Here is an 11,687-nt window from a genome sequence, read left to right on the forward strand (position 1 = left end):
GTTACGTCAGGCGGACGTCGTCACGCTGAGCTTGCGATGGTCCCATGAGACCACGCGCCGGGGCTCGATGACGAAGGCAACTCTTTTTCGCCCGGTATGGGCGACATACTCGCGTAGCTGGTCGTCGACGTCGGTGATGCCGGCCATCCGGCGGGTCACCGACATGCCGATCTCCAGCACCTCCGACGGGTCGTCGACCAGCCGCGCCGCGCCGTAGACCATCACGCCGCGCAGTTCGGCGTAGTCGTCTCCCGCCTCGATCAGGCAGGTCACCCGGTGGTCGCGCGCGATGTTGATCGTCTTCTGGGCCTTGTTGTACGTCCAGAAGGCGAGGTCGGTTCCGGACAGCCCGTAGAACATGGTGACCAGGTGCGGCGTGCCGTCGGAATTGATCGTGCCGAGCTGGAGTTTGCGCGATTCCCCGAGGAAGGAGGTGACCTCGTCGTCGGACATCACGATGCGAGCGCGCTGGTTCACGCAGCTAGTAGAACAGGTTCCACCAAGCCGGGCAAGGGCCCGCTGGAATGTTATTCGGTTCATTGCCCGGCCCCCGGCCCGACCTGGGTGGTCCGGCGGCCGGGCCAGGTGGCAGGATGCCCGGATGACCATGCCAACGGAGCTGCTGCACGCGGCCGCGCGCGCCAAGGGATTCATGCCCGCTGAGGAGGGCCTGGTCCTGTTCGAGGTCGCCTCCTCGTACGGCACGCGCGGCCCGATCTGTGAGATCGGCACCTACTGCGGGAAGTCCGCCGTCTACCTCGGCGCGGCGGCCCGGCAGGCGGGCTCGGTCGTGGTCACCGTCGACCATCACCGGGGTTCAGAGGAGATCCAGCCCGGCTGGGCGCACCACGATCCCACCCTGATGGACCTCAGGATCGGCAAGATGGACTCGCTGCCCGTCTTCAGGCAGACGATCGCCGCCGCCGGGCTGGAGGAGGAGGTCATCGCCGTGGTGGGCCGGTCGGAGCAGGTCGCACGGTTGTGGAACACGCCGCTGGCCGTGCTCTTCATCGACGGCGGCCACTCCGACGACCCCGCCAGGGCCGACTACGAAGGCTGGGCGCCACACGTGATGCAGGGCGGCGTGCTGGCCGTCCACGACGTGTTCGAGCGGCCGGAGGACGGCGGGCAGGCGCCATGGCGGATCTATCGCAGAGCCCTGGAGTCGGGCGCGTTCATCGAGGTCAGGCAGGAGGGATCGCTCCGCGTCCTGGAGCGCGTCGGCCCGGGGATCGGCTGACGCCCCCTGGCGGTCGGCGGATCGGCCGCCGTCGGGCTGTCACGCGGACCGGTCGGCATCCGGGTTGTGCACGTGAACCGGTCGGCATCGTGCACGTGAACCGGTCGGCCGCCCCGAATCGTCAGGGGACCGGCTGACAATCTCCGGTAGGCCGAGGGGCGGGCCCGGTCACAGGTAGTGGCGGTCGCGCCAGATGTCCATCGGGCGGGCGTGGCGCGTGCCGTACAGGGTGGCCAGGTCGGGGAGGGCGGCGCAGGCCCACAGGGCGGCGGGGATCTCGGCGGCGGGGACGTCGTCGGGGCCGAAGGTGTCGGTGCTGACCGTGGGCACGCCCGTCTCCGCCACCAGCGAGGTCAGACCGCGTCCGGGGCCCGCCTCGCAGAACAGGTCGGTCGCGTCCGCCGCCTCGCAGACCGCGTCCCAGAACCGGACGGGGACCACCAGTTGCGCCCGGAGCAGCATCGACAGGTCGTCGCCGGGCGCCAGCGGCATCCCGGTGACCGTGGAGATCAGCGTGCGTTGCGGAGCCTGGAAGACCAGGCCGGACAGGCAGTCGGCGAAGGCGTTGCCGCAGACGGCGACGTGCGGCGAGTGGAACGCCCGGGAGACCGGCAGCACGGTGGCCTCCACCCCCTCCTCGGCGGCCCGTTTCGCGACCATCGCCACCTCCGGGTCGCGGCCGGCGAGTACGTGGGACGCGGGCCCGTTCACCGCCGCGATGACCATTCCGGTGCCCGCGACCAGGCGTTCCGCGCCCTCCCTGGTCGTGCGGACGCTGACCATGCCCGTCTCGGGGGTGCCCAGCTCGCTCATCAGCTGCCCGCGCCGGCGCACCAGCCTGCGGGCCTCGTGGACCGTCAGACAGCCCGCCCACACCATGCCGGCGATCTCGCCGATGCTGTGCCCGATCGCCGCCCCCGCGTTCAGCCCCAGCCGGTCCAGCTCGCGCAGCGCCGCGATCGAGGCGTCCAGGATCGCCGGCTGCGCCACCGCCGTGTCGACCACCCGCGGACCGCTTCCCGCGATGCTCGCCGGACCGCTTCCCGCGATGCTCGCCGGACCGCGTCCCGCCTCCTCCTTCCGGCGCACCGGCGCGCCCTGCCCCGGGAACAGCAGCGTGACCCGCCCTCGTACGGCCACCCCCGCGTAGAACCCCGGCCCGGTCGTCAGCCGCCCCTCGACAAGGGTCCGCACCCGCCTCCCGGCCAGCCGCGCCCGCTCGGCGAGCTGCTCTGAGGTCCCGGCGACGATCGCCACCCGGGTGGGCCCACCGGCGGGCCGACGGCTCAGCGCGCACGCCAGATCGTGCAACTCGCCCTCCGTCCACCGCCCGGCCTGGTCCGCGACGCGGTCGAGCACCTCCAGCACCTCTCGTTCGCCGCCCCCGGAGACCGCGAACACCAGCGGTTCCGCCATCGAAGGCGCCGCCCCCGGAACCGGCCCGCCGCAGCCGGTCACGGCGGCTTCGTGCGGTCCGGTACGGCGGGGCGGCCGGGTGCCTGCCGAGGAAGGGGTCGCGCCTGTACGGCCCGCGACGAGAGGGCTCGCGGAACCGGGGCGCGCGAACGGAGGTCCGGTGGAACGGCCGGCCGCGGGAGGGGGCGCCGAACCAGGGCGGACGAAGGGCGGGCCCGCGCCGGGACGGCCTGCCGACGGCGAGGTCGCGGCAGCAGGGCTCGCGAACGGATGGCCGTCGAAGTCGGCGCTCGTGAACGAGGGGCTGGTGAGGGAGACGTTCGTGGAGGAGGGGGCGACTGAGGCGGAGCCGGCGGCGGAGGGGGTCGCCAGGGAGAAGGGTGCGGAGCGGAGGACGAGGTGGGTGTTGACACCGCCGGGGCCCATGGCGCTCACCCCGGCGTGGCGGGGGTCGTCGGGCTCGGTGGGCCAGGGCTCCGGGTGGGCCAGGGCGCGGAGCGGGGTGGCCAGGTCGTCGAGGAGGTCGTGCCGGCGACCGCAGGCGGTGGCCGGGGGGAGCACGCCGTACGCCACGCTCTGGGCGGCCTTGATCAGCCCGGCGACTCCGGCGGCGGCCCTGGTGTGGCCGATGTTCGACTTGACGGAGCCGATCGCCGGACGGGTGAAGGGGCCGGCGGAGGCGGGGACCGGGGTGAGGAGGGCGGCCAGCGCGGCCAGGTCGGTGGCGTCGGCGGCGGCTCCGCCGTACCCCTCGAAGAGGCCGACCTCGCCGGGCAGGACTCCCGCGTGCGCGTAGGCGCGGCGCAGGGCGAGGAGCTGGCCGTCGGAGTCGCCGCGGGGGTCGCCGTCGCGGCCGTCGGAGGAGACGCCCCAGCCGGCGATCTCAGCGTAGACGCGGAGGCCCTGGTCGAGGGCGTCGGCCGTGCGCATCAGGGCGACGATTCCGCAGCCTTCGCCCGGCCAGTACCCGTCGGGACGGTCGTGCCCGAGGTCCACGCCGCCGGCGAGCACGAAGTCGGCTCCGCCGTCACGCAGCGACCGGCACGCGTTGACCACCGCCACCAGTGACGACGCGCAGCCGGCGGCCACGTCGTAGCCGCTGCCCCGCAGGTCCAGCCGGTGGCACACGTTGCCCGCGATCGTCCGTTGGTCCGTGCCGTCGGGGAGACCGTTGATCGAGATGCCGCTCTGCGGGAGCAGCGCGCCACCGGCGGCGCCGATGACGACGGCGACGCGCTCCCGGTCCAGGCCCTTCGCGTCGGGGAAGCCGGCGTCGGCGAGTGCCTGGGCCGCCGTGTCGGTCGCGAGGCCGTCGCCGCGCCGATCGAAGGACGCGCCCTCGATCCGCGCCATCAGGGAACCCTCGCGGGCCGGGTCGGGGAGGAAGGCCCGGCGGCGGCAGAGCACGGACTCCCAGAGGGCGCCGGGGTCGGGTGCCTCGGGGAAGACACAGGCCATCCCGACGATCGCGGCGGTCACGGTGGTGGTCCCCACGTGTACTCCCTGTGCTGTCGCGCCGCCGTACCCGCTGCGGGTTGCGGCAGCGCGTCACCCGAACCGCGGCGATGATCCCGGTTTGCGCAACGTTGCCGACAACGACTCCCCGATGGCCCGGTGGAATCAGGCCATCGCTGAAGGTAACCGGCGCCGTCGCGGCCGTTCAAGCGCGGCACTCACGCGTCCGCGCAAAGAATCGGTGATCAGCGGCAGAGCACCGTGGCGTGGCGGCGGCCCGCACCGGCCCGCGCTGGGTTGTACCGGCCCGCACTGGTCCGCACCGGCCCGCACTGGTCCGCACTGGCCCGCACCGGGTTGCGCCGGCCCGCACCGGCCCGCGTTGGGTCGCGCCGGCCCGCACCGGGTCGCGCCGGCCCGCACCGGGTCGCGCCGGGGCGCGTACACCTGAGCGACCCGGCGTCCTGATCGCAGCGGTCAGGTGTGGGAGGGGGTGCGGCAGCCGCAGAGGTCGGTGGGGGCGGCGACGGGGGCGGTGGCGTCGCGGAAGACGGCGGCGCCCGGGGTGCCGTCGGTCAGCGCGTCGGCGGCGAGGATCACGGCGGCGGCGGTGTAGGCGGAGCGTTCGTGGGGGAACCAGCGGGAGTTGGCGAACTGCCAGCCCGTCCAGTAGGAGCCGTCCTCGTGGCGGAGGCGCTGGATGTCGGCGAAGAGCCGTCCGGCGCGGTCCCGGTCGCCGACGGCGTCCAGCGTGAGGACGAGCTCGCACGTCTCGGCGCCGGTCACCCACGGCTGGTCGGAGACGCACCGGCTGCCGAGGCCGGGCACCACGAAGGTCTCCCACTCGGCGGCCAGCCGGGCGTGGGCCGCGTCCCCGCGTACGGCTCCGCCGAGCACGGGGTAGTACCAGTCCATGGAGAAGCGGCCCTTGTCGGCGAACGCCTCGGGATGGGCGGCGACGACGTGGCCGAGCCGGTCGGCGGCGAGCTCCCATTCCGGCTGCGGATCGCCGACGTGCTCCGCCAGCCGTACTCCGTAGCGCAGGCTCTGGTGGATCGAGGAGCAGCCGGTGAGCAGCGCTTCACTCGCGGCGACGCCGGCGGCGGACCGTTCCCAGACGATCTCGCCGCGCTCGGTCTGCAGGTCGACGACGAAGTCGAGCGCGGTCCGCACGACGGGCCACAACCGGCGGGCGAACGCGTCGTCGCCGGTGACGAGCAGCTCGTGCCAGACGCCGACCGCGATGTAGGCGGCGTGATTGGACTCGCCGCCGTGCTCGACGGCCTGGCCGCCGGTCACCTTCATGGGCCAGGAACCGTCGGCCCGCTGGTGCCGTACGAGCCACTCGTAGCCGCGCCTGACCTGGTCGTGGAGGCCCGCGACGCGCATCGCCATCAGGCATTCGATGTGGTTCCAGGCGTCCACGTGACCCTCGGGCCACGGCACTCCGCCGTCGTCGTCCTGGATGGCCGCGATGCTCTGGGCGGTCTGGAGTAAGCGTCCCGGCCCGAGCACCTCCGTCACGCGGGCTTCCGGACGTAGAGCACCACGCTCTTGCCGATCAGGGGGTTGAGCACGCTCTCGGCCAGCCGGGTCACGGCCGGGCGCGCCATGATGTCCCAGACGAGGATCTCGTGGTACGCCTTGGCCAGCGGATGCTCGTCGTTGTTCACGCCGACCGCGCACTTGATCCACCAGTACGGCGCGTGCAGGCCGTGGGCGTGGTGGTGCGGGCCGATCTCGAAGCCGGTCGACTTCAGCTTGGCCTCAAGCTCCGCCAGCGTGTAGATCCGGACATGTCCGCCGGGGGCGGTGTGATAATCCTCGTCCAGCGCCCAGCAGATGCGCTCGGGCAGGAAGCTCGGCACGGTGATCGCGGCCCGGCCGCCCGGCTTGAGCACCCGGAAGATCTCCCGCATCGCGGCCATGTCGTCGGGGATGTGCTCCAGCACCTCCGCCGCGATCACCCGGTCGAAGCCGGCGTCCTCGAACGGCATCGCGAGCGCGTCTCCCACGACGGTGTCTGACGACGCGCCGGAGGGGACCTCGCCCGCCTTGTCCATCGCGGCGAACATGCCGGCGACGGTGTCGAGCTCGGCCGCGTCCTGGTCGAAGGCCACCACGTCGGCGCCTCTGCGCAGCACCTCGAAGGCGTGCCGCCCGCCTCCGCAACCCAGGTCGAGGACACGGTTCCCCGGTCCGACCGGCAGGCGTCCGAAGTCGACAGTCAGCACGCGCCGCTCCCTTGTTCCTCAGGTGGTGTCACTTGCCCGCACGGGTGCGGATGGCCTCACGGTAGGTCTCGACGGTGCGCTTGGCCACGACGTTCCAGGTGTAGCGCGCGAGGACCCGTTCGTAGCCCGCCCGGCCGACCCGCTCGCGCTCGTCCGGCGAGTCGTGCAACCGGCGCAGCACCGCGGCCAGCTCCTCGGCGTCGCCGGGCGGCACCTGCACGGCCGCGTCGCCGACGACCTCGGGCAGGGCCCCGGTACGGCTGGCGACCAGCGGCGTGGCGCAGGCCATGTGCTCCACGGCGGGCAGGGAGAAGCCCTCGTAGAGGGAGGGCACGACGGCGATCTCCGAGGTGGCGATCAGCTCACCCAGCTCGTCGTCGGAGATGCCGTGCACGAACCGCACCCGGTCCGCGAGGCTCAGTTCGGCCACCAGCCGCTCGGTGGGGCCGCCGGGGGTGGGCTTGCTGACCACGGTCAGGTTGACGTCGCGCTCGGTGGCCAGTTTCGCGACCGCGCGCAGCAGCGTCGCCACGCCCTTCATGGGGGAGTCGGCGCTGGCGACGGCGACGATCGACCCCTTGCGCCTCGGCAGGTGCGGGCGGGGGTGGAAGAAGCGGGTGTCCACGCCGAGCGGGATGAGCCGCATGTTGGCCTGGGGCACGTTGAAGTCGCGGTGGATGTCGGCGATGGACGACTCGCTGACGGTCAGGATCGGGTTCAGCCGGGCCGCGACCAGGCCCTGCATCCGGACGAAGCCGTACCACCTGCGCATGGTGAGCTTCTTCCACCCGGTGGCGGCCTCAAGCTCGATGCGGCGGTCGACGCTGATCGGATGGTGGATCGTGCCGACCACGGGGAACAGCTTCTGGATGCCCAGCAGGCCGTACCCGAGGGTCTGGTTGTCCTGGACGACGTCGAAGTCGCCGACGCGCCGCTTGAGCTCGCGGTAGGCGCGGAGGGTGAAGGTCAGCGGCTCGGGGAAGCCGGCCGTCCACATGGTGCCGACCTCCAGGAGGTCGATCCAGTCGCGGTACTCGGCGAGCTTGGGGGTGCGGAACGGGTCCTCGTCGCGGTAGAGGTCGAGGCTGGTCACCTTGGTCAGGACCACGCCGTCGTCGAGCTCGGGGTACGGCGGGCCGGAGAAGACCTCGACCTGGTGACCGAGCGCGATCAACTCGCGGCTGAGATGGCGGAGATAGACGCCCTGACCTCCGCAGGTCGGCTTGCTGCGGTAGGAGAGCAGCGCGACCCGCAGGGCCTCCGCATCTGCCACGGGACACCCCTTTCTCCGAAGGTAGCCGCGACGGTGACCGCCCGGAGCGGGCATGTACCGTGAAAGATGACCTTAGTCGCGAACCTTACCATCCAGGAGCTCAGCCGGACCTAATGTGGAATTGTGCCTCAGGTCACTCCCATGGTGTGCGAACTGCACAGTTAGCCTAACCGAGCGTGACTCGGTGGAACGTGTTCTAGGCGATGGGGCGGCACTGCGCCGGGTCGGTCATAGCGGTCGGCAGGGCGCGTAGCGGTACATTCACCTCTCAAAGACGAGTGTTGGAGGAAACCGTTGGCCAGGCGCGCGCTCATCACCGGCATAACAGGGCAGGACGGTTCCTATCTCGCCGAGTATCTGCTCGCCGAGGGCTACGAGGTGTGGGGCCTGGTGCGCGGCCAGGCCAACCCCCGGGCCTCGCGCGTCCGCCGGTTGCTGCAGGACCTCCACCTCGTCCGGGGCGACCTGCTCGACCAGGGCTCGCTGATCTCGGCGGTCGAGAAGGTACGGCCGGACGAGGTCTACAACCTCGGCGCCATCTCCTTCGTGCCGATGTCCTGGGAGCAGGCCGAGCTGACCGCCGAGGTCACCGGAATGGGCGTGCTGCGCATGCTGGAGGCGATCCGGGTGTGCTCGGGGATCTCGTCGTCCCGCACCGCCGCCGGCTCCGAGCAGATCCGCTTCTACCAGGCTTCGTCATCCGAGATGTTCGGCCAGGTCCGGGAGACCCCGCAGACCGAGAGCACCCCCTTCCACCCCCGCTCGCCGTACGGCGTGGCCAAGACCTACGGGCACTTCCTCACCCAGAACTACCGCGAGTCCTACGGGATGTTCGCCGTCTCCGGCATCCTGTTCAACCACGAGTCCCCCCGGCGCGGAGCCGAGTTCGTCACCAGGAAGGTGTCCCGCGGGGTGGCGAGGATCAAGCTCGGCCTCGCCACCGAGCTGCGCCTGGGCAACATGGAGGCCCGCCGCGACTGGGGCTACGCCGGTGACTACGTGCGCGCCATGCACCTGATGCTGCGGACCGAGACGCCCGAGGACTACGTGATCGGCACCGGCCGCACCCAGTCGGTGCGCGACCTGGTGGAGGCCGCCTTCTCCGCCGCCGGTCTCGACTGGGAACGGTACGTCGTCTCCGACCGGTCGCTGCATCGTCCCGCCGAGGTCGACCTGCTGTGCGCCGACCCGAAGAAGGCCCGCTCCCAGCTCGGCTGGGAACCCACGGTCTCCTTCGAGGAACTCGTCGCCATGATGGTCGAGTCGGACCTCCGCCTCCTCTCCGAAGGCGGCGACCCCGACCAGGACTCCTCCTGGCCCTGACGGTTCCTCGATGTGAGCCGCCACATCGGTAACTCACACGTGACGCAACTCGCATCGGACGTGAGTTGCATCACGTGTGAGTTCGATGAGATGTGGGCGCCGCCGGTCCTGAGGAGGGCGGGCCTTGATCGCCTGACGGTGTGGATGGGCGGGTTTTTGAACCGGAGACCATGGCCGGCGGCCGGGTCGTCACGGCGCCCAGCCCCGTGCGCTGGAGTGGCGTGGGCCCACGGACCCCGGTCGCCGGCGGCGAGTGGTGCCACGTGGGCTGTGCCGTACGAACGCTCGCGGGGGATCTCGCGGGGGATCAGGACAGGCTGACCGGAAGGTCCTTGATGCCGTTGATGAAGTTGGAGCGGAGGCGGCGGGCCTCGCCGGTCTGGCGGAGGCCGGGGTAGCGGCGGGCGAGGGTCTCGAACAGGACGCGGAGTTCGAGCTTGGCCAGGTGGTTGCCGAGGCAGAAGTGCGCGCCGCCGCCGCCGAAGCCGATGTGCGGGTTGGGGTCGCGGCCGATGTCGAAGGTGTACGGCGAGGCGAAGACGGACTCGTCGCGGTTGGCCGAGGAGTAGAAGACCACGACCTTGTCGCCCTCGGCGACCGCCTGCGAGCCGATGGTGGTGTCGGCGGTGACGGTGCGGCGGAAGAGGTTGACCGGGGAGACCCAGCGGACGATCTCGTCGGAGGCGGTGCGGGCCAGGGCGGGGTCGGCGACCAGGCGTCGCCACTGCTCGGGCTCCTCGAAGAGGGCGAGCATCCCGCCCGAGGCGGCGTTGCGGGTCGTCTCGTTGCCCGCCACGATGAGCAACAGCACGAACAGGTCGAACTCGTCCTCGCTGAGCACCTCGCCGCCGTCGCCCGGCTGGATGAGCTTGGTGACGATGTCGTCACGCGGGTTCTCGCGGCGTTCGGCGGCGAGCCGGTTCGCGTAGGCGTAGATCTCCATCGCGGCGGCCGCGCCCTCTTCGGGCGACTCGGCGTAGTCGGCGTCTTCGGAGCCGATCATCCGGTTGGACCAGGTGAAGATCTTGTCGCGGTCCTCGACGGGGGCGCCGAGCAGCTCGCAGATCACGTAGAGGGGGAGGGGCGCGGCGATGTCGCGGACGAAGTCGACCTCGGGGAGGCGCTCGGCCTCGTCGAGCAGCGACTCGCAGATGTCCTGAATGTGCTTCTCCAGCGCGCCGATGGCACGGGGGGTGAAGCCGCGGTTGACCAGGGAGCGCCGGCGGGTGTGCTCCGGCGGGTCCTGGTTGAGCATCATCATCTGCTGCAGCGCCCGCTGCTCCTCGGGCACCTCGTTGAACAGCGCGAGCCGCCGGCTGGAGGAGAACAGCTCCGAGTTGCGGGAGACCTGCACGACGTCGTCGAGTTTGGTGACGGCCCAGAAGCCGGGCCAGTCACGCTCGGGGTCGCCCTGGTGCCAGAAGACCGGGGAGTTGGCCCGCAGCCAGCGGAGCTGCTCGTGGGGGGCACCGTGCTCGGCGTAGTGATCCTGGTCGACGAGGTCGATGTCAGAGGGGTTCATGCGGGCCGAGTACCTCCGACTTGATCAAGCGCTTGGTCAGAACGGCGTGCTGAAACGTGTTCTATTACGCGCGGAAGGGTAAGTCAAGACAAGGCCACCGTACCGCTGTCGCACGGTCACCTGAGACGATCTGGGCGCCAATTGGAGGACAGCTCACTTTTAAGTGCGTACGGCACCCGGCGTCCGTGGACCAATGGCACTCCAGCGCCCGTGGCTGATGGCCGCCCCACCTGCCCGCCGGCCATCCCCGTTGGTCGACACGCGCCCGTCATATTGCTCGCGCCGGAAAGTCCATGTATCGAATGCTGCCCATGCTGGTGCGGCAAGGGATGGATTCAATACGTGACCGTTCAGAGAACGGCAGGAGCAGTCAGGTGAAGGTGGCGAGAATGGTGGCGAAGTCGAGCATGGTGGGCGCGGGGCGGCCGTTCGTCTCGGCGGTGCCCGCCGCCCGGACCTCGCCGTAGAGCGCGCCGATGTGGTGGACGGCCGCCTGGCGGACGGCGGCGGCGTCCCGCTTGACCAGCCCGGCGAGCATGGCCCGGTGATCGGGGTCGAACCGCTCGTCGGCCCGGCCCAGGGCGAGCGTGTGCTCGCGGAACTCGGCCATCTGCGGGACCAGCACCAGATACATCTGCAACAGCAGGTCGTTGTGGGCGGCGCGGATCAGGCTCTCGTGGACCAACTCGTCGGTGCGCACCAGCTCGTCCAGGTTGCCCTTGCGGCGGGCGGCCTCGTGCTCCCGGCAGCGCGCGGCCATGGCGTCGATGTCGGCCTGGGTGGCGCGGACGCAGGCCAGCCCGGAGGCGGCGAGCTCCAGCCCGATCCGCACTTCGAGGACCTCGGCGATGGCCGGGCCCTCGGTGGCGCTCCAGTGCGCGAACTGCGGGGTCGGCTCGGGCTCGGTGCGGTGCCGTACGAAGGTGCCGCGGCCGCGGACGACCTCGACCACGCCGAGCGTGTGCAGCTTGCGGATGGCCTCGCGCAGCGAACTGCGGCCGACCTGGAACTGGCGGGCCAGTTCGGGCTCGGAGGGGAGTTTGTCGCCGGGACGCAGGGCGCCGGAGTCGATCTCGGCCAGGAGTTGCTCGGCGATGACATCGGGTAGCGGAGTCCGGGCCAGCGGTTCGTAACGCAGGGTGTCACGGGCCGGTGCCTGGTCGGTGCTCACCAGAACATTGTGCCACAGCGATTGACTGATGTCTGACAGCAGACTAGTTTGCC

9 protein-coding genes are annotated in these 11,687 nt (G+C 71.4%); 2 read left to right on the forward strand and 7 right to left on the reverse strand.

Annotation, left to right across the window (positions count from 1 at the left end):
* Positions 1-6: 6 nt before the first annotated feature.
* On the reverse strand, positions 7-477 hold the full coding sequence (locus MBA17_RS13780) for a pyridoxamine 5'-phosphate oxidase family protein (RefSeq protein ID WP_238496822.1): 471 nt from the start codon (positions 475-477) through the stop codon (positions 7-9).
* Positions 478-601: 124 nt separating this feature from the next.
* Between MBA17_RS13780 and MBA17_RS13785 the strand changes: the two genes are divergently transcribed.
* On the forward strand, positions 602-1,240 hold the full coding sequence (locus MBA17_RS13785) for a class I SAM-dependent methyltransferase (protein WP_455432762.1): 639 nt from the start codon (positions 602-604) through the stop codon (positions 1,238-1,240).
* 168 nt (positions 1,241-1,408) lie between these two features.
* Here MBA17_RS13785 and MBA17_RS13790 read toward each other — a convergent pair whose 3' ends face one another.
* The 4 genes from MBA17_RS13790 to MBA17_RS13805 all read right to left on the reverse strand — a co-directional run bounded on the left by MBA17_RS13790 (position 1,409) and on the right by MBA17_RS13805 (position 7,618).
* Complete coding sequence (locus MBA17_RS13790; RefSeq protein WP_238496823.1) at positions 1,409-4,150, reverse strand: type I polyketide synthase; 2,742 nt, start codon at positions 4,148-4,150, stop codon at positions 1,409-1,411.
* A 438-nt stretch (positions 4,151-4,588) separates the two neighbouring features.
* Positions 4,589-5,635 (reverse strand): prenyltransferase/squalene oxidase repeat-containing protein, encoded by a 1,047-nt coding sequence (locus MBA17_RS13795; RefSeq protein WP_238496824.1) that lies wholly within the window; start codon positions 5,633-5,635, stop codon positions 4,589-4,591.
* Positions 5,632-6,345 (reverse strand): class I SAM-dependent methyltransferase, encoded by a 714-nt coding sequence (locus MBA17_RS13800; protein WP_238496825.1) that lies wholly within the window; start codon positions 6,343-6,345, stop codon positions 5,632-5,634. Before MBA17_RS13800 ends, MBA17_RS13795 begins: the two co-directional genes overlap by 4 nt.
* Positions 6,346-6,373: 28 nt before the next feature.
* The gene (locus MBA17_RS13805) at positions 6,374-7,618 is read right to left on the reverse strand and encodes a glycosyltransferase family 4 protein (protein ID WP_238496826.1); all 1,245 of its coding nucleotides are present in this window, start codon (positions 7,616-7,618) and stop codon (positions 6,374-6,376) included.
* 294 nt (positions 7,619-7,912) lie between these two features.
* On the opposite strand from MBA17_RS13805, the gene gmd reads away from it, so the two are divergent.
* Positions 7,913-8,941 carry a GDP-mannose 4,6-dehydratase gene (gmd, locus tag MBA17_RS13810; RefSeq protein ID WP_238496827.1) on the forward strand — a complete coding sequence of 343 codons (1,029 nt, stop codon included), beginning with the start codon at positions 7,913-7,915 and terminating at the stop codon, positions 8,939-8,941.
* A 307-nt stretch (positions 8,942-9,248) separates the two neighbouring features.
* On the opposite strand, the gene MBA17_RS13815 is transcribed toward gmd, so the two are convergent.
* On the reverse strand, positions 9,249-10,463 hold the full coding sequence (locus MBA17_RS13815; RefSeq protein ID WP_238496828.1) for a cytochrome P450: 1,215 nt from the start codon (positions 10,461-10,463) through the stop codon (positions 9,249-9,251).
* 370 nt (positions 10,464-10,833) lie between these two features.
* Positions 10,834-11,634, reverse strand: coding sequence for a FadR/GntR family transcriptional regulator (locus tag MBA17_RS13820; protein WP_238496829.1), 801 nt, complete (start codon positions 11,632-11,634; stop codon positions 10,834-10,836).
* Positions 11,635-11,687: the final 53 nt, after the last annotated feature.

The organism is Dolomitihabitans soli (genome assembly GCF_022213955.1).
Taxonomy (GTDB): domain Bacteria; phylum Actinomycetota; class Actinomycetes; order Streptosporangiales; family Streptosporangiaceae; genus Streptosporangium_A; species Streptosporangium_A soli.

Excerpts from the sequence above, each read along its gene's own strand:
- MBA17_RS13815 (WP_238496828.1), bottom strand. The coding sequence starts at position 10,463 with ATGAACCCCTCTGACATCGACCTCGTCGACCAGGATCACTACGCCGAG.
- MBA17_RS13785 (WP_455432762.1), top strand. The coding sequence starts at position 602 with ATGACCATGCCAACGGAGCTGCTGCACGCGGCCGCGCGCGCCAAGGGA.